At 73.2% G+C, this 24,153-nt stretch carries 22 protein-coding genes and 3 pseudogenes; 14 read left to right on the forward strand and 11 right to left on the reverse strand.

Annotation, left to right across the window (positions count from 1 at the left end):
* Window positions 1–11 precede the first annotated feature (11 nt).
* The 4 genes from XF36_RS09415 to XF36_RS09430 are packed head-to-tail and all read left to right on the forward strand — an operon-like array spanning window position 12 to window position 3,137.
* Entirely contained in the window at window positions 12–923 is a 912-nt protein-coding gene (locus XF36_RS09415) for a phosphate/phosphite/phosphonate ABC transporter substrate-binding protein (RefSeq protein ID WP_060711696.1), read from the forward strand.
* Window positions 920–1,663 carry a phosphonate ABC transporter ATP-binding protein gene (locus tag XF36_RS09420; RefSeq protein WP_202968499.1) on the forward strand — a complete coding sequence of 248 codons (744 nt, stop codon included), beginning with the start codon at window positions 920–922 and terminating at the stop codon, window positions 1,661–1,663. The genes XF36_RS09415 and XF36_RS09420 overlap by 4 nt, the downstream gene beginning before the upstream one ends.
* On the forward strand, window positions 1,660–2,490 hold the full coding sequence (gene phnE, locus XF36_RS09425; protein WP_060711697.1) for a phosphonate ABC transporter, permease protein PhnE: 831 nt from the start codon (window positions 1,660–1,662) through the stop codon (window positions 2,488–2,490). Before XF36_RS09420 ends, phnE begins: the two co-directional genes overlap by 4 nt.
* Window positions 2,487–3,137 carry a phosphonatase-like hydrolase gene (locus tag XF36_RS09430; protein WP_060711698.1) on the forward strand — a complete coding sequence of 217 codons (651 nt, stop codon included), beginning with the start codon at window positions 2,487–2,489 and terminating at the stop codon, window positions 3,135–3,137. Before phnE ends, XF36_RS09430 begins: the two co-directional genes overlap by 4 nt.
* Before the next feature lie 11 nt (window positions 3,138–3,148).
* On the opposite strand, the gene XF36_RS09435 is transcribed toward XF36_RS09430, so the two are convergent.
* Together XF36_RS09435 and XF36_RS09440 are read right to left on the reverse strand one after the other, a co-directional pair.
* Window positions 3,149–3,436: a YrhK family protein gene (locus XF36_RS09435; protein WP_060711699.1), complete on the reverse strand. Its 288-nt coding sequence runs from the start codon at window positions 3,434–3,436 to the stop codon at window positions 3,149–3,151.
* Window positions 3,437–3,491: 55 nt separating this feature from the next.
* Window positions 3,492–3,965, reverse strand: coding sequence for a MarR family winged helix-turn-helix transcriptional regulator (locus XF36_RS09440; protein ID WP_060711700.1), 474 nt, complete (start codon window positions 3,963–3,965; stop codon window positions 3,492–3,494).
* A gap of 71 nt (window positions 3,966–4,036) precedes the next feature.
* Here XF36_RS09440 and XF36_RS09445 point away from each other — a divergent pair, with 71 nt between their 5' ends.
* Window positions 4,037–5,839, forward strand: a complete 1,803-nt coding sequence (locus XF36_RS09445) for an ABC transporter ATP-binding protein (RefSeq protein ID WP_060711701.1) — start codon at window positions 4,037–4,039, stop codon at window positions 5,837–5,839.
* 15 nt (window positions 5,840–5,854) lie between these two features.
* Here XF36_RS09445 and mdlC read toward each other — a convergent pair whose 3' ends face one another.
* Together mdlC and XF36_RS09455 are read right to left on the reverse strand one after the other, a co-directional pair.
* Entirely contained in the window at window positions 5,855–7,444 is a 1,590-nt protein-coding gene (mdlC, locus tag XF36_RS09450; RefSeq protein ID WP_060711702.1) for a benzoylformate decarboxylase, read from the reverse strand.
* 37 nt (window positions 7,445–7,481) lie between these two features.
* Window positions 7,482–7,703 carry a hypothetical protein gene (locus XF36_RS09455; protein WP_139318721.1) on the reverse strand — a complete coding sequence of 74 codons (222 nt, stop codon included), beginning with the start codon at window positions 7,701–7,703 and terminating at the stop codon, window positions 7,482–7,484.
* 197 nt (window positions 7,704–7,900) lie between these two features.
* On the opposite strand from XF36_RS09455, the gene XF36_RS09460 reads away from it, so the two are divergent.
* Window positions 7,901–8,863, forward strand: coding sequence for an MEDS domain-containing protein (locus XF36_RS09460; RefSeq protein ID WP_082375288.1), 963 nt, complete (start codon window positions 7,901–7,903; stop codon window positions 8,861–8,863).
* 44 nt (window positions 8,864–8,907) lie between these two features.
* On the opposite strand, the gene XF36_RS33930 is transcribed toward XF36_RS09460, so the two are convergent.
* The 6 genes and pseudogenes from XF36_RS33930 to XF36_RS09485 form a co-directional block, all read right to left on the reverse strand.
* Window positions 8,908–9,129 carry a hypothetical protein gene (locus XF36_RS33930; protein ID WP_238589194.1) on the reverse strand — a complete coding sequence of 74 codons (222 nt, stop codon included), beginning with the start codon at window positions 9,127–9,129 and terminating at the stop codon, window positions 8,908–8,910.
* 9 nt (window positions 9,130–9,138) lie between these two features.
* A complete protein-coding gene (locus tag XF36_RS33935; RefSeq protein WP_238589195.1) occupies window positions 9,139–9,675 on the reverse strand; it encodes a PIG-L deacetylase family protein in 537 nt (178 codons plus the stop codon).
* A gap of 416 nt (window positions 9,676–10,091) precedes the next feature.
* Window positions 10,092–10,643 (reverse strand): IS5/IS1182 family transposase, encoded by a 552-nt coding sequence (locus XF36_RS09470; RefSeq protein ID WP_060711704.1) that lies wholly within the window; start codon window positions 10,641–10,643, stop codon window positions 10,092–10,094.
* Between the two features lie 247 nt (window positions 10,644–10,890).
* Complete coding sequence (locus XF36_RS09475) at window positions 10,891–12,030, reverse strand: transposase (protein WP_168169486.1); 1,140 nt, start codon at window positions 12,028–12,030, stop codon at window positions 10,891–10,893.
* Between the two features lie 150 nt (window positions 12,031–12,180).
* Complete coding sequence (locus XF36_RS09480) at window positions 12,181–12,492, reverse strand: hypothetical protein (RefSeq protein ID WP_060711706.1); 312 nt, start codon at window positions 12,490–12,492, stop codon at window positions 12,181–12,183.
* Between the two features lie 224 nt (window positions 12,493–12,716).
* A pseudogene (locus XF36_RS09485) lies at window positions 12,717–12,968 on the reverse strand (helix-turn-helix domain-containing protein); the annotation flags it as partial.
* Between the two features lie 614 nt (window positions 12,969–13,582).
* Here XF36_RS09485 and XF36_RS09490 point away from each other — a divergent pair.
* The 3 genes and pseudogenes from XF36_RS09490 to istB all read left to right on the forward strand — a co-directional run bounded on the left by XF36_RS09490 (window position 13,583) and on the right by istB (window position 16,581).
* Complete coding sequence (locus XF36_RS09490) at window positions 13,583–14,449, forward strand: Gfo/Idh/MocA family protein (RefSeq protein WP_202968500.1); 867 nt, start codon at window positions 13,583–13,585, stop codon at window positions 14,447–14,449.
* A gap of 24 nt (window positions 14,450–14,473) precedes the next feature.
* Window positions 14,474–15,733 (forward strand): annotated as a pseudogene (gene istA / locus XF36_RS09495) (IS21 family transposase).
* The gene (gene istB, locus XF36_RS09500) at window positions 15,730–16,581 is read left to right on the forward strand and encodes an IS21-like element helper ATPase IstB (RefSeq protein WP_060713594.1); all 852 of its coding nucleotides are present in this window, start codon (window positions 15,730–15,732) and stop codon (window positions 16,579–16,581) included. Before istA ends, istB begins: the two are co-directional and overlap by 4 nt.
* A gap of 802 nt (window positions 16,582–17,383) precedes the next feature.
* Here istB and XF36_RS09510 read toward each other — a convergent pair.
* Window positions 17,384–17,572: a hypothetical protein gene (locus tag XF36_RS09510; protein WP_145981320.1), complete on the reverse strand. Its 189-nt coding sequence runs from the start codon at window positions 17,570–17,572 to the stop codon at window positions 17,384–17,386.
* Between the two features lie 101 nt (window positions 17,573–17,673).
* Between XF36_RS09510 and XF36_RS09515 the strand changes: the two genes are divergently transcribed.
* From XF36_RS09515 to XF36_RS09535, 5 genes and pseudogenes are all read left to right on the forward strand, one after another.
* A complete protein-coding gene (locus tag XF36_RS09515; RefSeq protein WP_060711710.1) occupies window positions 17,674–18,174 on the forward strand; it encodes an IS30 family transposase in 501 nt (166 codons plus the stop codon).
* Window positions 18,126–19,037 (forward strand): annotated as a pseudogene (locus tag XF36_RS09520) (SGNH/GDSL hydrolase family protein); the annotation flags it as partial. The gene XF36_RS09515 and the pseudogene XF36_RS09520, both read left to right, overlap by 49 nt.
* Window positions 19,038–19,040: 3 nt before the next feature.
* Complete coding sequence (locus XF36_RS09525; RefSeq protein ID WP_060711711.1) at window positions 19,041–19,835, forward strand: hypothetical protein; 795 nt, start codon at window positions 19,041–19,043, stop codon at window positions 19,833–19,835.
* 96 nt (window positions 19,836–19,931) lie between these two features.
* Window positions 19,932–20,624, forward strand: a complete 693-nt coding sequence (locus XF36_RS09530) for a maleylpyruvate isomerase family mycothiol-dependent enzyme (RefSeq protein ID WP_238589196.1) — start codon at window positions 19,932–19,934, stop codon at window positions 20,622–20,624.
* A 101-nt stretch (window positions 20,625–20,725) separates the two neighbouring features.
* Window positions 20,726–24,136 carry a proline dehydrogenase family protein gene (locus XF36_RS09535; RefSeq protein WP_060711712.1) on the forward strand — a complete coding sequence of 1,137 codons (3,411 nt, stop codon included), beginning with the start codon at window positions 20,726–20,728 and terminating at the stop codon, window positions 24,134–24,136.
* Window positions 24,137–24,153: the final 17 nt, after the last annotated feature.

The following is a 24,153-nucleotide window of genomic DNA, read 5'->3' on the forward strand; positions in this document are numbered from 1 at the left end:
CGGGAGACCCCATGCGCCGCCCCCGCCTGCTCGTCGTCGCCGCACTGGCCGCGAGCCTCGCCCTCACCGCCTGCGCCGGCCCGTCCGGCCCGACCGCCGCCGAGTCGCCCACCTGCCCCGGTGGGCAGATCCGGATGGGCATCGAACCCTTCGAGGACCCGGCGAAGCTCGTGCCCGCCGCGGAGATCCTCGGCGACGCCCTCGAACGCCGGCTGAACTGCCCGGTCCAGGTGCAGGTCACCGACGACTACGCGGCCGAGGTCCTCGCCATGCGCAACGACCGCCTGGAGATCGGGATCTTCGGCCCGCTCGGCTACGTCTTCGCCTCCGAGCGCGCCGGGGCCGAGCCGGTCGCCTCGTTCGGCACCGCGACCGGTGAGCTGTCCGCCTACACCGCCGGGATCTGGGTGCCGCGCGGTTCCGACGTCACCACGGTGGCCCAGCTGCGCGGCCGCACCCTCGCCCTGGGCTCGGTCGGCTCCACCTCCGGTGACGCCCTCCCGCGCAAGGCGCTCCTCGACGCCGGGCTCGCCCCCGCCGACGTCCGGGTCGACTACGCCGGCGGCCACCCCGAGGCGCTGCTCGCGCTGACCAACGGCACCGTCGACGCCGCCGAGATCAACTCCCAGCAGCTCGCCTCGGCCACCGCGTCGGGGACGTTCGACCCGGCGGCGTTCCGGCGGGTCTGGACCTCCGCACCGATCCCCAACGACCCGGTGACCGTGCGCGGCAACCTCGACCCGGCGTTCAAGGCCGCCGTCACCGACGCGCTGCTGAACCTCGATGCGCAGGCGGTGGGGGAGATCGGCGCGCTGCTCGACGTCACCCCGCCGGGGAAGCTCGTCCCGGTCACCCGCGACACCTACGCTCCGCTGTTCGAGCTGGCCCGCACGCTCGGCCTGACCGAGAAGGACGTCCAGTGAGCGCGCTGCTGGCGGTCCGCGGCGCCCGGGTGCGCTACGGCGACCGCGAGGTCCTCCACGGCGTCGACGTCGACGTCCACGCCGGGGAGCTGCTCGCCGTCCTCGGCGCCAACGGCTCGGGCAAGTCGACGCTGCTGCGCGCCGCCGCCGGGCTGACCCCGCACCTCGGCCGGGTGCTCGTCGACGGCCGGCCGCGCGGACGGCTCGACGTCGCCCTGGTCTTCCAGCGGATCCACCTCGTCACCCGGCGCACCGTGCTCGACAACGTCTGCGCCGGCGCACTGGGACGGCTGCCGCTGCGGTCCTCGCTGGTCCCGGCCCTGTTCCCGCGGGTGCTGCGGGAGGAGGCGATGGGCTGCCTGGACCGCGTCGGCTTCGCCGACCGCGCCCACGACCGCGCCGGGTCGCTGTCCGGCGGGCAGCAGCAGCGGGTCGCCGTCGCCCGCGCACTGTGCCAGCGCGCCCGGGTCCTGCTCGCCGACGAGCCGGTGTCCGCCCTCGACCCGGCCGCCGCCGAGCAGGTGCTCGGCCTGCTCGCCGAGCTCGCCCACACCGAGCGCCTCGCCGTGCTCGCCGTCCTGCACCAGCCCGACCTCGCCGCCCGGCACGCCGACCGCGTCGTCGGGCTGCGGTCCGGGCACGTCGTCCTCGACGGACCACCCGGCGGCGACGTCCGAGCGCTCTACCCCGACGCCGCCGACCACCGTGAGCCGGCGGCCGCCCTGGAGGCCGCACCGTGACCACCACCGCACCGGAGGTCCGCCGCGTCCCCGTCCCGCCGCGGCGCCGCGACCCGCGCACCCTCGCCCTGGTCGCGACGGTCGTCGTCGTGCTGCTCGTCGTGCACGTCATCGCCTGGCGCACCACCGAGATGTCGTTCGCGACGCTGCTCGGCGGCGTCGACGGCATGGCCGAGTTCCTCACCGAGGCGGTCCCGCCCGACCTGTCCTGGGCGGTCCTGGGGCCGAGCCTGCAGGGGGCCCTGGTCACGCTGTGGATCGGGCTGCTCGGCACCACCCTGTCGATCCCGTTCGCGCTGGCGCTCGCCCTGGCCGCCGCGCGCGGCACCGCCCCCGGGCCGGTCACCTACCAGGCCGCCCGCGGCCTGCTGTCGTTCCTGCGTGCCGTGCCCGACGTCGTGTTCGCACTGGTCTTCGTCACCGCGGTCGGGCTCGGCCCGTTCCCCGGGGTGCTCGCGCTGGTCCTGCACAACATCGGCGTGATGGGCAAGCTCTGGGCCGAGACCGTCGAGGACGCCGACCCCGGCCCGCCCACCGCGCTGCGCTCCGCGGGCGCCGGACGGCTGCAGGTCGCCGTGCACGCGCTGCTGCCGTCGGTCACCCCGCAGCTGGTGGGGCTGCTGCTCTACCGCTTCGACGTCAACGTCCGCTCGTCGCTGGTGCTCGGCCTGGTCGGCGCCGGCGGCATCGGGTTCCTCATCAACCAGTCCATCCAGCTGTTCCGGTTCGACGAGATGCTCACCCACATCCTCGTCGTGCTGGTGCTGATCGTCGCGGTCGACCAGCTGTCCGCGCTGGTCCGCCGCCGTCTCGGGAGTGACACGTGATCCGACTCGCCGCACTGGACATCGCCGGGACCACCGTCGACGAGGGGGGAGCGGTCTACCGGGTCCTCGCCGAGGTCGTCCGGGAGGCCGGGCACGCGGGCGACGACGCCGCGATCCGCCGCTGGATGGGCGCCGACAAGCGCGAGGCGCTGGCCGCGCTCACCGGATGCGGCGACCCGGCCCACGTCGAGGAGCTGCACGACGCCTTCGTCGCCGCGCTCGCCGACGCCTACGCCGCCGCACCGCCGCGCCCGCTGCCCGGCGTGACCAGGGCGTGCGCGGCGCTACGCGCCGCCGGGACCGCCGTCGTGCTCACCACGGGCTTCGACCGGCAGGTGACCGACCCCCTGCTGGCCGCGCTGCCGGCGGCGTTCACGGACGCGCTCGACGCCGTGGTCTGCGCCGAGGAGGTCGGCGCGGGCCGGCCCGACCCGGCGATGGTCCACCGGGCGATGGCGCTGACCGGGGTCGAGGACCCCGGTGCGGTCCTCACCGCGGGCGACACGGTGCTCGACGTGCAGGCCGGCCGCAACGCCGCCGCCGGGCGGGTGGTCGCGGTGCTGTCCGGCGCGCAGACCCGCGCCGAGCTCCTCGCGGCCGGGCCGACCGACGTCGTCGACGGCGTCGCCGACCTCCCCGGGCTCTGAGCGGTGACCGGTCAGAAGTCGTGACCGGCCTCGGGCGGGTTGCCCGAGATCCGGCGGAGGTGCAGGTGCCGGGCCAGCCGGATCACCGGGCGGACGAGCATCTCGACCGACCCGGCGACGAACAGCCACGTCCCGGCGTAGGTCGTCGCGTCGGAGAGGAACAGGATGCTGCCGACGAGGAAGCAGATCCCGATCAGGACGTCTTTGGCGATGCTGAGCGCCTCGTAGCGTCGGCGGACCACCAGTTCGGCGTGGCCGACGGTGACGGTGAGGGTCCGGCCGTTCTCGGCGATGTCCATGCCGGGGGAGCACCCCGCGCCGGGCCGGTCCGACGCGCGGTGTGACCGGGCCGGGTCAGGGGGCGGGGGGTGGGGCGCAGCCCGGTCCGCGGTGGGCGTCGCGGTGCACCTCGTCGCGCAGGGTGCCCAGGATCCGGGCGAGCTCGGCCCGGTCGTGGTCGCCGAGCCTGCCGAAGAACTGCTGCGCCTCGTCGGCGCGGCCCGCCCGGATCGCGCCGGCGGTCGCCGCGCCGTCGACGGTCAGCCGCAGCAGCACGGCCCGGCGGTCGGCGGGGTCCGCCGCGCGCTCCACCATCCCGAGCCCGGCCAGGGCGTCGACGACCTCGGTCGCCGAGCGGGGCGCGATGCGCAGGTGCCCGGCCAGCTCGCCGGGACGCATCTCTCCGTGCCGGGCCAGCACCATCAGCGCCCTCGCCTGGGATGGCGACAGCCCCCAGTCCGCCAGCCGCTCGGCGGAGGTGTGCCGCAGCCGCCGCGCCACCGCCCAGAACGCATCGACGAGGTCACTCGGAAAGTCGGGTTCCGGCACGGGAACAGACTAGCAAGCGACACTGTTGTTGCCTCATAGTGAGGTAACCACAGCATTGTGAGGAGCTCCCCTTGGACCCCCGACCCCCGAACCGGCCCGGCCGGCCCGACACCCGCACCGCCTCCCCGGAGGAGAAGGAACAGGCCCGCGCGGTCTCGCTGCGGCGCATCGGCGCCCTGTTCGCCCCGCACCGGGGCCCGCTCTCGGTCGTCGTCGCGACGATCGTCGCCTCGTCGATCGTCGGGATGGCCTCGCCGTTCCTGCTGCGCGAGGTCATCGACGTGGCGCTGCCGCAGCGCGACGTCACCCTGCTCGCCTGGCTCGCCGGCGGGATGGTCGCGGTCGCCGCGGTCACCGCCGCGCTCGGCGTCGCCCAGACCTGGATCTCCACCCGCATCGGACAGGAGGTCATGCACGGGCTGCGCACCGGCGTCTTCGCCCACCTGCAGCGCCAGAGCCTGGCCTTCTTCACCCGTACCCGCACCGGTGAGGTGCAGTCGCGCATCTCAGGCGACATCGGCGGCATGCAGTCGGTGGTCACGAACACCGCGACCTCGGTCGCGTCGAACCTGACCACCACCGTCGCGACCCTGGTCGCCATGCTCGCGCTGTCCTGGCAGCTCACCCTGGTCTCGCTGGTCGTGCTGCCCCCGGCGATCCTGCTGACCCGCCGGGTCGCCCGCACCCGCCGCGCGATCACCGCCGCCCAGCAGCGGGAGCTGGCCGACCTGAACGTCACCGTCGAGGAGAGCCTGTCCGTCGACGGCGTCGCCCTGTCCAAGACCCTCGGCAGCGGACCGGAGCTGACCCGCCGGTTCACCACCTCGTCGTCGCGGCTGATCGGGCTGGAGCTGCGCTCCCAGCTCGCCGGACGCTGGACGATGGCCGTCACCCAGGTCGTGTTCGCCGCCGTCCCGGCGGTCATCTACCTCGCCGCCGGCCTGCCGTTCGCGGCCGGGACGATGAGCATCGGCACCCTGGTCGCGTTCACCGCGCTGCAGGGCGGGCTGTTCCGGCCGGTCATGGGGCTGCTGAGCGTCGGGGTGCAAATCGTCGCCTCGCTCGCGCTGTTCGCCCGCATCTTCGAGTACCTCGACCTGACCGTCGACGTCGTGGAGCCCCAGCACCCGGTCGCGGTGGACCACGACCGCGTCCGCGGGCACGTGCGGTTCGACGACGTCACGTTCGCCTACCCGGGCAGCGACGCCGCCGCCGTCGCCGGGATCGACCTCGACGTCCCCGCCGGGACAACCCTGGCGCTGGTCGGCGAGACCGGCTCGGGCAAGACCACCCTGGCGGGGCTGGTCGCGCGGCTGCACGACCCGACCGCGGGCCGGGTGACCATCGACTGGATCGACCTGCGCGACATGGCCGCGGCCGACCTGACCCGGATCGTCGGCGTCGTCGGGCAGGACACCTACTTGTTGCACGCCACCGTGCGGGAGAACCTGCGCCACGCCCGTCCGGACGCCACCGACGCCGAGATCGAGGCCGCCGCGCGCGCCGCGCAGGTCCACGACCTGATCGTCTCGCTGCCCGAGGGCTACGACACCGTCGTCGGCTCGCGCGGGCACCGGTTCTCCGGTGGGGAGAAGCAGCGGATCGCGATCGCCCGCACGCTGCTGCGCGACCCGAAGGTGCTGGTCCTCGACGAGGCCACCAGTGCGCTGGACACCCGGACCGAGAGGGCGGTGCAGGCCGCGTTCGACGCGCTGGCCCACGGCCGCACGACGATCACCATCGCGCACCGGCTCACGACCGTGCGCGACGCCGACCGGATCGCCGTCGTCGACCACGGCCGGATCGTCGAGTCCGGCAGCCACGAGGAGCTGCTCGCCGACGCGGGCCGCTACGCCGCGCTCGCCGCGGTGTGAGGGACGGCGCCGGCCCTACGCCACGCCCGGCGCCGTCACGACCTCGATGAGCCGGGGGCCGTCGTCGGCGAACGCCTCCTTCAGCGCCGTCGCGGCGGAGGCGGCGTCCCGCACCGACACCGCCGGCACGCCGTAGCCCTCGGAGATCCGCACGAAGTCGATCCCGGGGACGTCCAGGCCCGGTGTCTCGCCGGTGCCCAGCAGCTCGGCGAAGCCGCGCAGCGCACCGTAGGTCCCGTTCTTCAGGATCACGACCACCACCGGCACCCGGAATTGCGCCGCCGTCCAGAGCGCGGTGATGCCGTAGTTGGCGGACCCGTCGCCGACGAGTGCGACCACGCGGCGCGCGTCGCCGTGGGCCAGCTGCGCGCCGACCGCGGCGGGCAGCCCGAACCCGAGACCGCCGGACGCGGGGAACAGGTAGCTGCCCGGCTCTGTCAGGTCGGCCTGGGTGACGAAGTCGTCGATCGTCGAGGTGGACTCGCACACGTGCACGGTCCCGGCCGGTGCCGCGTCCCGGACCAGCGCGAACAGCTGCTGGGGCGGGACGTGATCCGCGGCGGCCTGCGGGGCGGGCGGTGCGGGCCGGGGCGGCAGCGGCGCCCGCCCCGAGGCGGGCACCCGCCCGGCGAGCGCGGCCAGCGCCGGACCGACCGGGCCGACCCAGGCCTCGCCCATCGGGGCCCGCGCGGCCTCGGCCGGATCCGCGGTCAGGTGCAGCAGCCGGGAGCCCGCCGGCAGCAGGTCACCGGGGACCCACTGGTGGTAGCGGAACACCGGCGCACCCGCGACGAGCACGACGTCGTGCCCGGCCAGCCGGTCGGACACCTCGCGCACCGACGCCGGGAGGATCCCGCGGAACGCCGGGTGCCGGGTCGGGAACGGACACCGCGACGCCGACGGCGCGATCCACACCGGGCAGGCGAGCCGCTCGGCCAGGGCGACGGCGTGGTCGTTCGCCCGGTCCGCGTCGACCTGCGGGCCCACCACCAGGACCGGGTTCGCCGCCCCGGCCAGTGCCCCGGCCAGCTCGGCGACCGCCCGTTCACCCAGCTCGGCGGCGGTGGTCGTGCGTCGCGACGGCAGGTGCGCGGCGTCCGGGCCCGCCTCGCGGGACCAGTCGTCGTAGGGGATCGAGAGGTAGACCGGGCCCCGTGGGGCCAGCAGCGCGGTGTGCACCGCCTGGGACAGCGCCCGCGGGACGTCCTGGGCCGACGCGGGCTCGGCGGAGTACTTGACCAGCGGACGCGGCAGGGCGGCGGCGTCCACGTTGGTCAGCATGACCTCCTGGCCGACGGTGGACCGCACCTGCTGGCCCGCGGTGAGCACGAGCGGGGAGTGGGAGTAGACGGCGTTGGTGAGCGCGCCCATCGCGTTGCCCGACCCGGACGCCGCGTGCAGGTTGACCAGGGCCGGGCCGCCGGAGGCCAGGGCGTAGCCATCGGCCATGCCCAGCACCGCGCCCTCGTGCAGACCCAGCACGTAGCGCACCCCGTCGGGCATCGCCGCCAGGAAGGGCAGCTCGTTGGAGCCGGGGTTGCCGAACACGGTGTCGATGCCGTGGGCGGTCAGCACCTGCCAGCCGGCTTCACCGACGGTCGTCATGGGGCTCCTCGGGTCGCGACCCCCACCGTAGGTCGCCTCAGCGGCGCGCGGCGACCCGCTCGTCGTGGGCACTGCGCCGCAGGTGGGCGACGACCAGCGGCCGGACGGCCAGCGCGGCGGCGGCCAGGACCAGGGTGACGGAGGTGGGGGCCAGCGACACCGAGACGATCGTGGCGACGGCCAGCAGGACCATCAGCACCCCGGCGAGCACGACCGCGCGCACCTCGGTCGTCCGCGACTGCGGAGCGGCTCGGAACATGGCGTCCACCTCCTGGTCGGCGCCCGTGCCACCGACTCGCACAGTACGCCCCGAACCCTGGAGTTCGGTCCGGCTAACTCTACGCCTCGGCGCGCCTGAACAACAGCGTCGGGTCGCCACGGGATCGGTGATCACCTATCGTGCACGCAGCGTCACGCCCGCCGGGGTACCGAGGGACGCCATGACGGGGGTGATGTGTGACCGCACCGGTACGGGTCCCGCACCGACACGTGCTGACCGTGCCGGTCAGCGACGAGCAGCTCGCCGAGGACGTCGCCGCGTTCCTGGCCGAGGGGCTCGCGGCGGGGGAGCGGGTCGTCTACCTCGACGACGACACCGCCGGTCTGGTCCTCTCCCGCCTGACCGACGACGGCGTCGACGTCACCGGCCCGCTGCGGTCCGGGCAGTTCCGGCTCGTATCGGGCGAGGTCACCCGCGCCGCCCTGCGCGGCCCGCTCGACGCGCTGACCGGGCTGGTGGCGCACAACCTCACCTCCGCCCTGGACGACGGCTGGGCGGGGCTGCGCGTCAGCGGCCAGCTGGACCACGGCCTGCGCCGGTCCGGCGGGCAGGTGCTCGACGGGTACGACCGCAGGCTCGACGACGCCGTCCGCGACCAGCCGCTGCGCGTGCTGTGCGTCTACGACCACCTGCGCTACCCCGACGAGCTCATCGCGACGATGCGCGCCCGGCACCCCGCCGAGCTGACCGCCACCCCGCTCCACGACGACAGCCTGCTGCGCGTCACCGAGACCGGGCCGGCCCGGATCCGGCTGGCCGGCGAGGTCGACCACGCCAACCGCCCCCAGGTCCGCCGCGTGCTGGCCGGACTGATCGACCAGGTCGTGCGCGGCGACGTCGGGGAGGGCACGCTGACCGCGGATCTGTCCGCGCTGCGGTTCGTCGACGTCGCCGGTGCGGTCAGCCTCGTGCACGCCGCCGACGAGCTCCCGGCCAGTGTGCGGCTGCGGCTGGTGAACCTCCGCCCGGGTGTGGCCCGGCTGCTCGAACGCTGCGGTGCGGGGTTCGCCCCGCAGCTGGAGATGAGCATCCGCGAGCGGCACGTCCTGCGCCCCGCCGAGGCGCTGGACCTCGCGGCGGGTGCGGCGGAGCGAGCGCACCGGTCCACGCCCGGCGCCGACACGGCGGCCGCCATCTGACCGACCGGCCCCGGCCCCGGCCCCGGGCCCGGGCCCCGGTTGCCTCAGCGCGTGTCGAGTGCGTGGAAGGACTCCACGAGCCGACCGGGCGGGAACCCGGCCCGCTTCGCCAGCGACCCGGACCACTGCCCGATCATGTCCTCCAGGTCGGTCATGTGGGCGGTCTGGCTCTCGTGCGCGCGCAGCGCCGCGATCTTCACGTCGATGGTGTCGGTGACGTCGACGTGCCGCGCCCCCTCCGGGTCGTCGGCCGGGGCCGGGCCCATGATCCACACCTAGCCGACCGTGTGCGCCTCGTACCCGGCCTCGGCCAGCTCGGGGAAGGCGTAGGGGTTGCGGGCGTCGGGGTAGACCGCGCACAGGGCGGCCTCGCCGGTCGCGGTGTGGTCGGGGTGGCTGCCGTACATGCTGCGCAGGTCGCGCACCGGCTGCGGCACGAGGACCCGGTCCGGGCGGACCTGCCGGATCACCCGCGCCAGGTCGCGGCGTAGCTCCAGGGTGACGGTCAGCCGCCCGTCGGGGTGGCCGAGGAACTCCAGGTCGGAGACGCCCACCACGGCGGCCGCGGCGGTCTGCTCGGCCCGGCGGATGCCCGCGATGTCGCTGCGCGGCACGGCCGGGTCGAACCCGCCCGCGTCGCCGTCGGTCACCAGGCAGTAGGTCACCGCGACGCCGGCCGCGGTCCACACCGCGACGGTGCCGCTGCAGGAGAAGTCGATGTCGTCGGGGTGCGCGGCGATCACCAGCACGCGCTCCACCCCCGTGTGCGCGCGGTCGTCGGCCGCCGTGCGCTCGTCCTCGGTCGCAGTCACCCGGTCATCCTGGGTCACGCGCCCGGGGCGGTCACCGGCAGGACCCCTCCTCCACGGGCGCCGTCCGACTCCGGGATGAACGGCGGCCGCGTGCGTGCCAGGCTGCCGGAGTGATCACCATCCCGATCGGGCCCGAGCTGCTGCACGGCGTCCTCGACGCCGTCGACGGCGAGCGGGGCCTGCTCCCGCAGCGGCTCCCCGCCCCCGCCCGCGCCCGCAACGGTGACCCGCAGCTGGCCGGGGCGCAGAGCCAGCCGTCCGGGGTCCGTGTCGTGTTCCGCACCGCCGCGCGGACGGTCGAGCTGGAGACCCTGCGCACCCGGATCGGGCTCGTCGGAGCCCCGCTGCGGCCCGACGGCGCCTACGACCTGCTCGTCGACGGCCGGCCGATGGGCAGTGAGCCTTTGCCAACCTGGTCAGGTGTTGACGATCATGAGGGTCTGAACTGCGGCGATGAGCTGTCCGGCCCGGTTCGGGCTGGAGCGGATCTTGCGCAGGATCTTCCAGTTCTTCAGCTCGGCGTTGACCCGCTCACCGGGTCCGCGGCGGCGTGAGTGAGCGGCGTTGACCTCGCGCTGGTTGTGCGACAGCGGACGGAACCGGCCGGTGTCGGGGTCCTTGCGTCGCCGCCGGTGCGGGACCGCGACCGTCGGGCCGGCGCCCTGATATGCGGTGTCGGCAGCCGCCCGGATCCGGTGCTCGGTCAGGGCGTCGATGATGCCGTGCTCGCGGGCGGCGCCCATGTCGTGGCGGGCTCCGGGAAGCGGCGGGGAGATCCACACCAGCCGGCCGGCCGGATCGGCGATGACCTGGACGTTGAGTCCGTGGCACTTGTGCTTGCCGGAGTAGAACCCGCGGTCATAGCCCGAGGCCATCCCGACGCGGTCGATGCGCAGCAAGGTGCCGTCGAGGATCACGAACGCTTTCCCGATGGCGACGTCGATGGCCTGCTCCAGGGTCGGGGCCATTGAGCCTTTTTCAACCTGCCGTTCCGGCAGCTCAGGGGCCTGGTTGTGTGGGTGCAGACGCCGAGCTGGCGAGCCGGTGACCTGTGCAGCTGTGGTCAGACCCGAATCCGCGAGTAGGTCATGAGCTGATCTTGGTCGGCCAAAGTTGATGTTGCTTGGGTCGGGAGTTGGGTGGTGGGCAAGCGGGCGGCCCGAGTGTCGCCTCGGGTGGCGGGTTCCTGTGCTGGTCGGGGCCGGTGCGGCCGGGTCAGGACGGAGCGGGCAGGGCGCGGACGCGGGCGAGGACCTCGGCGAGTAGGTGCTCGCCGGGTGGTAGGCGCAGGGTGAGGCCGCGGGCGTGGCGCACGAGGCGGGCGGGGATGGTGATCAGCCGCCGGCGCAGGGTGGCGATCATGGCCTGGCCGCCGCGGACGCCGTGCCCGACCAGGCGCCCGTCGCGGGTGCGGGCGGTGAGGTGGTGCAGCCACCCGCTGGTGGTGGCGGCCAGGAGTGCGCCCCACATCCAGGCTCGGTTCACCGCGAGGTGTCCGGAGGGGAGGTGGCGCAGCGCGGCGCCGTGCTTGGTGTCGCGGAACAGGTTCTCCACCTTCGTGCGGTGGCGGTACCAGTACTCGGCCTGCGCGGCTGCGGCAGGTGTGGAGACGTCGAGGTTGGTCACGATGAACGAGTAGGCGAACACCCCGTCGACCTTGGCCACCGTAGCGAGGTCGTCGAGCGGGAGCGCCCGCTGGGCGGGGTGCAGGGTGCGTCGGCGCCGCGCTCGCGGGTCACCGGAGACCTGGCCGTGGTCCAGGTCGAGCCGGACCCGACGGATCAGCAGCTGGGTCGCTGCGGGCCACCAGTTCGGGCAATAGTCGGCCACCGCGACCTGCGCGCCGGTCATGTCGATCGCGTCGGTCCACCCGTCGGCCGCGACGCCGTCGAGGATGCGCCACAGCGGCGCGATGCGTCGGGCGCCGATGGCGAACTCCACGCCGACGAACAGGGCTGCGCGGGCGAGCTGCCCGGCGAAGTAGCCCGCGTCCGCACGCACGCGGACTCGCCCCGCCCGCGCCTGCGCGGGGAGCGCGGCCAGCGCCCGGTAGAACAGCTCGGCGCTGGTGGCGCGGGGGTCATCCCGGCCCGAACCGAGGTCAGCGGCCAGCACCACCGCGGTGTCGGCCCAGGTCGCGACGTGCGGGCGGGCGACCCGCTGGCCTTGGTGGTTGAACGCCACGCCCTGCTTGAGCCGGCCGTAAACCTCGACATCGGTGGTGTCCAGATCGATCGTCACGTCCGCCGTCAGCTGCTCGGCCCGGTCCGGGTCGACCTGGGCGAGCAGGTCCAGCGCGGTGGTGTGCACGTCACCGAGCCCGGTCTCCACCGCCGCCCACTGAGCCTTTTTCAACCTGACCAGCGAGCTTCTGCGTCAGGAGATCGCGAAGGTTGCAGCGCAACTGCTCTGACCACAGCTGCACAGGTCACCGGCTCGCCAGCTCGGCGTCTGCACCCACACAACCAGGCCCCTGAGCTGCCGGAACGGCAGGTTGAAAAGGGCTCACTGCCCCTCGATGAACTTGCGCGCGAGCCCGGCGGCGGTCGTGGACGCCAACCCCGGCACCGGCGTGAGTGCCTGCCCGGCGGTGTCGGCGCGGTGCCGGTCCAGCCCGACCAGGAAGTCCTCCCCGCACAGCTGCGCCGCCGACATGCCGACCAGCATCTGCCCGGCGCTGCACCCGCGGTCGCGGTCCTTGATGGGCCCGACCGCGGCGTCGAGCTTGTCGATGATCCCGAGCCGGTCGATCAGTTCGGTCACCGCGGCCAGCCCGGAGAACCTGGTCAGCGCCGCGTCCGGCGCGCCGAGACGCACCCGCGCACACCGCGGGCGTCGCTTGCGTACTGTTCGCACCTGATAGGTGTCCTCTCAACCCGCAATGTCGTGTCGTCGCAAACACGATCATCGCAGGTCAGCGGGCACCTATCGCCATCTCCCCAGTCCGGACACCAGCGCTACTCGCGGATTCGGGTCAGAGCAGTTGCGCTGCAACCTTCGCGATCTCCTGACGCAGAAGCTCGCTGGTCAGGTTGAAAAAGGCTCATTGCCGCGAGCAGCTCGATCGCCTCTCGCAGGTAGCGGTAGACCGTCGAGGTCCCGACCCGGAAACCGCAGGCGAGGTCGGTGTAGGTCTCGCCCTTGCGCAGGTGGGCGACCACGAGCAGGGCCTGGCGGCCGCACGTCAGCTTCCGCCAGCGGGTCGCCCGCTGGTTGCGGTGCGCCCGTAGCGCGTCAGAGAGTACGTGCAGGGCACGGCTGGACACGGTCATCCCGGACGGGTAGGACAGCACCTTGAAGCTCCTGGTTGGACGGTTTCGATCTCAGCAATCGCCCGTCTACCAGGAGCTTCACCCATTCGGGGGCACGCCACGCCGCACAGGCTCTGACCAGCCCCAACACCAGGTTGGCAAAGGCTCATTCTCGCCCTTTACCGTTCGGCGATCGAGGTCGGGGCGGAGTGGAAGCCGGGTCTGAGCAACTTGACCGCACCAGCGCTGGTGATCTGGGGCCTGGACGACCCGTTCCTCCCGCACCGCTTCGCCGACGAGCTCGGTAATGAGCCTTTTTCAACCTGACCAGCGAGCTTCTGCGTCAGGAGATCGCGAAGGTTGCAGCGCAACTGCTCTGACCACAGCTGCACAGGTCACCGGCTCGCCAGCTCGGCGTCTGCACCCACACAACCAGGCCCCTGAGCTGCCGGAACGGCAGGTTGAAAAAGGCTCAATGCCACACACGCACGTGCCGTCTTCAAGCTGCGCAGCTCGCACTGGCCGATGCTAGAGCGCCCGGCCGATGTCGCGCGCGAACTCGAGGCCCACTGGGCTCACCTGTAGAACCAATGCGTAGGCACTTGGGCCCACCATGACGAGCGAGCGATGACGGCTGCACAAGGCGGAGAATTCTGATGACGAACTCAGCACATACACGCATCGGTGTCGGCCTCATCGGAGCCAGCGCCGATCGGAGTTGGGGCGGAATTGCTCACGTCCCGGCCCTGCAGGCGCTTGACGCGTTCCAGGTCCGCGCCGTCAGTACGACTCGCATGGAGAGCGCGAACGCGACCGCGCATCGACTGGGCGCCGATCTCGCCTTCGATACACATGAGGCCCTGGTCGTGCGACCGGAGGTCGACCTGGTGGTGGTTGCGGTCAAGGTGCCGGAGCACAAGCAGATCGTTTCCGACGTGCTGGCCGCGGGCAAGATGGTGTTCTGCGAATGGCCGCTCGCAAGAAACCTGTCGGAGGCCGAAGCGCTGGAAGAGTTTGCCCGTGAGAGGCGACTGCGGACGGTTGTTGGATTGCAGGGCGGCCTGCACCCGCAGATCCTCCTTCTTCGCGACCTCATCGCGCAAGGCGTGATCGGCGAGCCGCTCAGCACAAGCATCCGAGCGCATTTAGCCGACGACATGTGGGCCGGCCGATATGACCCTCCGGTCGAGTACATGGCTCGCGCAGAGCATGGCGCCACACTTCTGAGCATCATGCTCGGCCACGGGCTCGAACCGCTGGCGTGCGTGCTCGACACGTTCGAGAGCCTGTCTGGCGTCGTCGCCAATCAGCGCGGCGACGGCGTCCGACTCTCCGATGGCGCGTCGCTACCGAAGGACGCGCCGGACGAGATCGTCGTCGCCGGCGTTCTCGAAGGCGGAATCGTCACTTCGCTGCACTACAGTGCCGGACAATCTGCCGGCCCGGCGATGGTCTGGGAGATCCAGGGCACCGAGTGTCGACGACGGGCTCAGACTGACCCCCTAGCGTCGGCTTGGGATTGACCCCCTCTGCACGACGCTGAGGGGGTGTTGTCGGTGGAGGACTGGGCCGAGATCCGTCGTCTGCATCGGGCCGAGGGTGTCCCGATCAAGGAGATCGCCCGCCGGCTGGGGGTGGCCCGCAACACGGTGCGCTCCGCGTTGCGGGCGCCGGGCCCGCCGAAGCGGGAACGGGGCCCGCGGGGATCGCTGGCGGATGCGGTCGAGCCGCAGGTGCGGGCATTGCTGGCGCAGTTCCCACGCATGCCGGCCACGGTGATCGCAGAGCGGATCGGGTGGGAGCACTCGCTGACCGTGCTCAAGGACCGGATCCGCCAGATCCGCCCCGAGTATGTCGGGATCGACCCGGTCGACCGGGTCGCCTACGCACCGGGCGAGATCACCCAGTGCGACCTGTGGTTCCCCGAGACCACGATCCCCGTCGGCCCAGGCTAGGAACGGGTCCTACCGGTGCTGGTGATGACGCTGGGCTACTCGCGGTTCTTGTCCGCGACGATGATCCCCTCGCGCCAGGCCGGGGACATCCTGTCCGGGATGTGGCAGCTGATCAGCGACGTCGGGCGGGTGACCCGCACGCTGGTCTGGGACCGGGAGTCTGCGATCGGCGGGACCGGGCGGGTCTCGGCACCGGCCGCTGCGTTCGCCGGCACTCTGGCCACCCGGATCCGGCTTGCCCCACCGCGGGATCCGGAGTTCAAGGGGCTGGTCGAACGCAACAACGGCTACTTCGAGACCTCGTTCCTGCCCGGACGTCGCTTCGCCTCCCCAGCCGACTTCAACCACCAGATCGACGACTGGCTGGCCCGGGCCAACACCCGCACCGTCCGAGCGATCGGCGGCCGCCCGGTGGACGTGCTCGCCCACGACTACGCGGCGATGACTCCGCTGCCGCCGCTGGACCCGCCGATCGGGCTGGCCCAGCGGATCCGGCTGGCACGGGACTACTACGTCCGCGTCGATGCCAACGACTACTCCGTGGATCCGCAGATGATCGGCCGGTTCGTCGATGTCGCCGCCTCACCGCGCGAGGTCGTCGTCTACTGCGCCGGCCAGGTCGTCGCCCGTCACGACCGCAGCTGGGCCCGCCACGCGGTGATCACCGACCCGGCGCACCAGCACACCGCCGCGGCGATGCGCCGCGCCCTGGCCCACGACCGCAACACCCGACAGGCCGCAGCACGCCGTCACCTCGACGGCCACCCGGTGACCCTGCGCGCACTGCCCGACTACGACGCCCTGTTCGGTGTCGACTTCGTCTCCACTGCCGAGGAAGCGAGCAGCTCATGACAACCACACCACCGAAGATCACCACCGACCCCGCTGGGAGCTCGGGGCCGGCCGGTCCGGTGCTGGCCGCGGTCCCCGACGGACTGCCGGCGATGATCGCCTACCTGACCCGGGTCCTGAAGACCCCGACCATCGCGGCCAGCTGGGAACAGCTTGCCGCCCAGGCCCGTGAGGAGAACTGGTCGCACGAGGAGTATCTGGGCGCGCTGCTGCAGCGCCAGGTCGCCGACCGCGAGTCCAAGGGCACGGTCATGCGGATCCGCACCGCGCACTTCCCCCAGGTCAAGACCTTGGAGGACTTCAACCTCGACCATCTGCCCTCGCTGCGCCGCGACATCCTGGCCCACCTGGCCACGAGCACGTTCGTCGCCAAGTGCGAGAACGTGATCCTGCTCGGCCCGCCCGGGATCGGGAAGACCCACCTCGCGATCGGGCTCGGCGTCAAAGCCGCCCACGCCGGCTACTCGGTCCTGTTCGACACCGCCAGCAACTGGATCACCAGACTCGCCGCCGCGCACCAGAGCGGCCGGCTCGAGGCCGAGCTGAAGAAGATCCGCCGCTACAAACTGATCATCATCGACGAGGTCGGCTACATCCCGTTCGACCAGGACGCAGCGAACCTGTTCTTCCAGCTCATCGCTTCCCGCTATGAACAAGGCAGCGTCATGGTCACCAGCAATCTGCCCTTCGGCCGCTGGGGCGAGACCTTCTCCGACGACGTCGTCGCCGCAGCCATGATCGACCGCCTCGTCCACCACGCCGAAGTCCTGACCCTGTCCGGGGACTCCTACCGCACCCGCGCCCGACGCGAGCTCCTGGCCAAACACAACCGCGCCAGCAACGACTGACCATCACCACACCACGCCGGGGGTCAGTTCCAATCCGTCGCTACGGGGTCACTCCCAACCCGCCGTTGACACCGAGGGCAATGTGCGTGTGGAATCCGCGTCGGGTTACATCCATTTTACTGATCTCACAATCACGTTGCGCCGCGGCAGCGAGCCTGTCCACGTGCTACAGGTCCCCCCGGCTCCTGACCTGCGACTCGCCGCACCCGCAGCGGGGGTCGCCCGCCTCTACGCCCAGTTCGCCGCCGACCTCCGCGACGGAACCGCCGATACGCCGGATTTCGCGGTCGCGCTCGATCGCCACCGGGTACTCGAGGCGATCACACGAGCCGCTGAAACAGGGCATCGGCAGCATCTGTCCCGCCCGACCTGATGAACTCGGTCTTTGAACCCGGGAGAGGCACTGAGCCATTGCCAACCTGATCATGCGTTGACGATCATGAGAGTCTGAACTGCGGCGATGAGCTTGTCGGCCCGGTTTGAAGCGCCCCGGGTCTGGTGGAGGCACTGAAGCCACGGGAAGGTGGTCTTCGTGCCGGCACCGAGGAAGCTCAGCGACGAGATGCGTGAGCGGGCCAAGCGCATGGTCCGGGAAGCACGCCAGCAGGAGCCCGGCCTGTCGGCCAACGCCGCGTGTAAGCGGATCGGACCGCAGCTGGGGATCCTTCCCGACACGCTGCGGGGCTGGTGCAAGCAGGCCGATATCGATGACGGTCTGACGTCCGGGGTCACGACCGAGGACCGTGACGAGTTGACCCGGCTGCGGCGGGCGAACGAGATCCTCAAGACCGCCTCCTTGGACTCAACCGGTCAGCGCAACGCCGTGATAGATGATCATGGTGGAGGCGTTGACGTTGGCGAAGCTGGGTCGTCCGGGGATGTCGGACGGGGACAGGCGGGAGCTGTGGGTCCGGTGAGGGCGCGGGGAGTCGATCTCCGAGGTCGGGCGGGCGATCGCGCGTTCGCCCGGTTCGGTGTTCACCGTGCTCAAGGGCGCCGGCGGGTACGTGCCGGCCCCGCGCGGCGTCGGGAGGGTTCACTCACCCTCGTTGAACGTGAGGAGATCTCGCGGGTCTGGCCCGGGCGGAGTCGATGCGCTCGATCGCTGCCCGTCTCGGTCGTTCCCCATCGACGATCAGCCGGGAGATCGGGCGGAACAAGGGCCCACGCCAGTACCGCGCCGTGGACGCCGACGACCGGGCATGGCGCCGCGCCCAACGCCCGAAGCTCTGCCTGTTGGCCTGTGACGAGCGACTGCGACGGTTCGTCTCGGGCAAGCTCGGAGTGGACTGGTCTCCGGAGCAGATCGCCGGGTACCTGCGCAAACACCACGAGCCAGGGTCGGGGATGCGGGTGTCACACGAAACGATCTACAAGTCGCTGTTCGTGCAGGCCCGCGGCGTGCTGGCCAAGAACTTGCAGAAGCACCTGCGGTCGGGCCGGCCGATCCGGCGCAACGTGCACAACACCGTGACCGGGCAGTGGCGTTCCCAGATCACCGACGCGGTCTCCATCCGGCACCGGCCCGCCGAGGTGGCCGACCGGGCCGTGCCCGGGCACTTGCCACGACCTCCGGCGGGAAGCTCCTCATGACCGACCCGGCGACCGGACAGGTCACGGTCACCGACGGCGCGCCCGGCCCGGTGCGGTTCACCCTGCCCGGCCACGACACGCTCGTCGAGATCTGGCTGCCGCACAACGAGATCACCGAGGTCGTCGCGCTGCGCACCGACGCGCCGGTCGCCGTCGTCCCGCCCGGTGGGCGCCCGGTGTGGCTGCACCACGGGAGCTCGATCAGCCAGGGCAGCAACGCCGCGGGCCCCAGCACCACCTGGCCGGCGCTCGCCGCCCGCACCGCCGGCGTCGAGCTGGTCAACCTGGGGTTCTCGGGCAGCGCGATGCTGGACCCGTTCGTCGCCCGCGCGCTGCGCGACACCCCGGCCGCGATGATCAGCGTCAAGATCGGGATCAACATCGTCAACGCCGACCTCATGCGCCGGCGTGCGTTCGCCCCTGCCGTGCACGGGTTCCTCGACACGATCCGCGACGGACACCCGGACAGCCCGCTGCTGGTGGCGTCGCCGGTGCTGTGCCCGATCCACGAGCACACCCCGGGCCCGGGGGCGCCGGAGGTCGTCGACGGGCGGCTGCTGTTCCGCGCGACCGGCGACCCGGCCGGGGTCGCGGCGGGGCAGCTGACGCTGTCGGTGATCCGCGAGGAACTGGCCCGGATCGTGGCCGACCGCACCCCGGAGGACCCGGCACTGGCACTCCTCGACGGCCGGGACCTCTACGGCGAGGACGACGCGGTCGAGCTGCCGCTGCCCGACCGGCTGCACCCGTGCCCCCAGGCGCACGTGCGGATGGGGGAGCGGTTCGCCCGGCTGGCGTTCGGTGCGGGGGGTGCGTTCCACGCGGCGGCGCGTTCCACACCGCGAACCGCGGGCCCCACCTGACCGGTGTCCGGCCGGGGGCCCGCGGGAACGGGCCCAGTTGCCGTCCTGGTCCAACTGCCCCTCGAGGCGGCCCTCGAAGTCCTGCTGGCACTGCGCGATCGCGGACTGGTCGTTGCCGGCCTGCTGCACACAGCTGACGTACTCGCTGCCGCCGACCTGGTTGAACACGCTCACGCCGAACGCGACGACGGCGATCGCGATGACGATGCCGACGACGCCGAGGACGAGCCCGGCGATCGCGACACCGCGGTTGGTGGCGGCGCCCTTGGACGCCCGGCTGATCCCGAGGATGCCCAGCGCGACGGCGACGACACCGAACAGGGCGCCGATCAGGAAGAACCCGAGCAGCACGGCCAGGATGCCGAGCACCAGCGCGGCGATCCCGACGCCGTTGCGCGGTGGGGTCGCCGGCGTTCCGCCCTGCGGCCACCCCGGGGGCCCGGCGGCCGGGCGGTCCGGGTAGGCGGCCTGGTCGTAGCCCTGTGCGCCGTAGGGCTGCTGGCCGTACTGCTGGTCACCGTACTGCTGCTGGCCGTAGGGCTGTTGCCCGTACGGCTGCTGGCCGTACTGCTGCTGACCCTGCTGCTGCCCGCCGTAGGGCTGTGCGCCGGGGTGCTCGCCGTGGGGCTGCCCGTCGTAGGGCTGGTTCTGCCGGGTCGGCTGGTCCAGGTTGTTCGGCTCCTGCGGGTCCCCGGGCTGACCCGGGTACGGGGGTGGGCTGCTCACGCTCGTCCTCTCCTCACCGACGCACCGGGTGGTCCCCGATGCCGGCGGTGTCGTCCGGCGGAGTCGCCGTGACCGTCCTCGCCGTCGTGTCCGGTTCGATGATCCCCAGGTGCCCGTGTCCGGTCCAGGCAAAACACCCAGGGGAGCGGCGCGGGGACCCCGGTCGTGATGGGATCGGTGCCCGTGAGCGGCATCGACGAGACCGAGGAGTGGGCCCGGGCGCAGCGCCGGGTCGTCGACCTGGTGCGGGACCTGCCACCCGAGCGCACGGAGCTGACCGTCCCGGCCTGCCCGGACTGGACGGTGCGCGACCTGTTCTCGCACATGGTCGGTCTGGGTGCCGACGTGGTGCGCGGCGACGAGCCCGAAGACCACAACGAGGAGTGGACGAGCCGGCAGGTGCGGGAGCGGCGCGACCACGACGTGGCTGCACTCGTCGCGGAGTGGGAGTCGCTGACCGGCCCGCTGCGCGACTGGATGGCGGCGAACACCACCCGCCCACTCGGCGACGTGATCATCCACGAGCAGGACCTGCGCGGTGCGCTGCGCGAGCCCGGCGGGCAGCACACCCCCGGCCTCTACGCGGTCATGGACCGGTTCCTGGGCCGGTTCGCCGCCGCGCTCGGCGACCGGGCACCGATCGCGCTGATCGGCGACGGCCGCCGCTGGGTGTCCGCCGGCGACGAGGCGGGGGCCGCGGTCGTCGTGCGGGCCCCGGACTTCGAGCCGGCCCGGGCCCTGATGACCCGCCGGTCGGCGGCGCAGCTGCGGGCCTGGACCGAGCGCGGTGACGTCGAGCCCTACCTGGACGCGTTCGCCCTGCTCGGGCCGTTGCCCGACACCGACCTCACCGAGTCCTGACCGCGGTCGTCACCGAAGGGGCCGGCACCGGCCGGCACCGGTCAGCGCCGGTCAGCACCGTCGACGTGACACGGTCCTGACAGTGGGTCCAGACTGGGCCGGTGAGCGTGCACCCCACCCACCCCGTCCCCGCCCTCGACGACGCGCTGACCGCGCGCGCCGCCGACCGTGTGCGCCGCTGGGCCGCGCGCACCGGCACCTCCCCGTCGACCGGCTCCGGCCGCGGTACCGACCCGACGCAGCGGCTGGCCGCGTTGATGCACGACCCCGCCGGGGTCGACTTCACCCTGCGCTTCGTCGACCGCGTCGCCCGTCCCGCCGACGACCGGGTCGCGGCCCGCGAGCTGGCCCGGCTCGCCGGGGCGGGCGCCGCACTGCCGGCGTTCGTCGCCGGTACCGACCGGCTGCTGCTGCGGGCCGGCGGCCGGCTGGCGACGGCGCTGCCGCACGTCGTCGTGCCCGCGGCGCGGTCGCGGCTGCGCAGCCTGGTCGGGCACCTGATCGTCGACGCCGGCGGGCGGGGCCTGGACCGGCGGCTCGCCGCGGCCCGCCGCGACGGGCACCGGCTGAACCTGAACCTGCTCGGCGAGGCGGTCCTCGGCCGCGACGAGGCCGACCGTCGCCTCGCCCGTACGATCGCGCTGGTGCGCCGGCCGGGCGTCGACCACGTCTCGGTGAAGGCGTCCTCGGTCGTCGCTCAGCTCGTGCCGTGGGACCTCGAGGGCAGCCGGGACCTGCTCGTGGACCGGCTGCTGCCGCTCTACCGGGCCGCCCGCGAGCACGGCGTGTTCGTGAACCTCGACATGGAGGAGTACAAGGACCTCCATCTGACCATCGCGCTGTTCACGACGCTGCTGGCACGCCCGGAGTTCCACGACCTGCCCGCCGGGATCGTCCTGCAGGCCTACCTGCCCGACTCTGTCGCCGCGCTCGACGAACTCGGGGAGTTCGCCACCCGCCGCGCCCCCGCGGGCGGAGCGCCGATCAAGGTGCGTCTGGTGAAGGGCGCGAACCTGGCCATGGAACGGGTCGACGCCGCGCTGCACGACTGGCCGCAGGCCCCCTACGCCACCAAGGCCGAGGTCGACGCCAACTACGTCCGGCTCCTCGACCGCGGCATCGGCGGCCCGCACGCCGCCGGGATGCGCCTGGGCATCGCGTCGCACCACCTCCACCACGTCGCGCTCGCCCTGGAACTGGCCGACGCCCGCGGTGCTCGGCCCCAACTGGACCTGGAGATGCTGCAGGGCATGGCCCCCGCGTTCGCCGACGCCGTCGCGGGTGACCTGCCGGAGTCCGGACCGGGCGCGCAGCTGGTGCTCTACACCCCCGTCGTGCACCGCGGTGACTTCGACACCGCGGTGTCCTACCTGGTCCGGCGGCTGGAGGAGAACGCGTCGCCGGAGGGGTACCTGTACACGCTGTTCGCCCCAGACTCCGGCGGCCCGGCGAGCTACCAGGAGCGGTTCCTCGCCTCGGTGCGCGACCGCGACGCCGTCGCCGCCACCCCGCGCCGCACCCAGAACCGCACCGTGTCCGCGCCGGTCGGCGTCGACGGCCCGCTGCCGGGGGACCCCGTGCCGCCCGGGTTCCGCGCCGAGCCCGACACCGACCCGTCGCTGCCCGCGAACCGCGAGTGGGCCCGCCGCGCTGCGACGACCGTCGTCGCGCGCTCGGAGGTCCCGGTCGTCACCGACCCGGCCGCGGTCGACGCCGCGGTCGAGCGCGCCCGCACCTGCGGCTGGCGCGAGGTCCCCGCCGCGGAGCGGGCCGCGACGCTGCGCCGCGCCGCCCACGCGCTGGCCGCCGCCCGCGGGACGCTGCTGTCGGTGATGCTGCACGAGGCGGGCAAGACCGTCGCCGAGGCCGATCCCGAGATCTCCGAGGCCGTCGACTTCGCCGCCTACTACGCCGAGCGCGCCGCCGAGCTCGACGGCGCCGCGTTCACGCCGGACCGGGTCGTGGCGGTGACCCCGCCATGGAACTTCCCGGTCGCGATCCCGCTCGGCGGCTGCCTGGCCGCGCTCGCCGCCGGCGCCCCGGTACTGCTCAAGCCCGCCCCACAGGTCCGCGCGTGCGCCGAGGCGGGCGTGGCCGCGCTGCACCGCGGCGGGATCCCGCGCGACGCGCTGCAGCTGCTGCCCACCGACGAGGTCGACGCCGGACGCCGCCTCGTCACCCACCCCGCGATCGACCGGGTCGTGCTGACCGGCTCCTCGGAGACCGCCGCGCTGTTCCGCTCCTGGCGGCCCGACCTGAACCTCCTCGCGGAGACCAGCGGCAAGAACGCGCTGGTCATCACCCCCGCCGCCGACCCGGACCTCGCCGTCGCCGACCTCGCGCGCTCGGCGTTCGGCCACGCCGGGCAGAAGTGCTCCGCGGCGTCGCTGGCCATCCTGGTCGGTCCGGCCGCGACCGGCTCGGCTGTCGGGAGGCGGCTGCGCCGTCAGCTCGTCGACGCCGTCAGCACCCTGCGCGTCGGCCCCGGCACCGACCTCGCGACGACCATGGGCCCGCTGATCGAGGCGCCCTCGGCGAAGCTGCACCGCGCGTTCACCACGCTGGAGCCGGGGGAGCGGTGGCTGGTGCGCCCACGCCGGGTCTCGGAGACGGTGTGGACGCCGGGCGTGCGGGCCTGGGTGTCTCCGGGCAGCTGGTTCCACCGCACCGAGTGCTTCGGCCCGGTGCTCGGCCTGATGGCCGCCCGCGACCTCGACGAGGCGATCGCCTGGCAGAACGACACCGGCTTCGGTCTCACCGGCGGCATCCACTCCCTGGACGACGACGAGATCGCGCACTGGCTCGACCGCGTCGAGGTCGGCAACGCCTACGTCAACCGGCATATCACCGGCGCGATCGTGCAGCGCCAGTCCTTCGGCGGCTGGAAGGGCTCGGTGCTGGGCCCGGGCGCCAAGCCCGGCGGACCGAACTACGTCGCCCAGTTCGGCACCTGGCACGACGGCGACCTCCCTGCACCGGGCCCGACCTCCGGCCCGGCCGCCGACCGCGTGCTGGCCGCCGCGGCCGACCTGGACCCGGCCGCCCGCGACCGTCTCGCCCGCGCCGCCGCCTCCGACGCCCGCGCGTGGGACGCCGAGTTCGGGGTCGAGCACGACCCGACCGGGCTGGCCGCGGAGTCCAACGTGTTCCGCTACCGGCCCGTCCCGTCGGCGACGCTGTGGTGCGGCACCGGCACCGCCGCCGCCGACGTCCTGAGGGTGCTGCTCGCCGCGGCCACGGCGGGGGTGCCGGTACGGCTGCACGGGCCGGGGATCCCGCCGGGCGAGGTCCCCGGCGGGGTGCACGGCGGCGACGGTCTCGTCCCCGTCGCGGGCGAGCGGATCCGGGCCCTGGGCACCGTGCCCGAGGGTCTGCGGGCGGCCGCCGCCGAGGTGGGCGCCTCCGTCGTGGACACCCCGGTGGTGCTCGACGGCCGCCGGGAGATGCTCACCGTGCTGCGCGAGCAGGCGGTCAGCCGCACCCGGCACCGGTTCGGCCACCTCGAACGGTGAACGATGGCGGACGCGAT

The organism is Pseudonocardia sp. HH130629-09 (assembly GCF_001294645.1).
Classification (GTDB): domain Bacteria; phylum Actinomycetota; class Actinomycetes; order Mycobacteriales; family Pseudonocardiaceae; genus Pseudonocardia.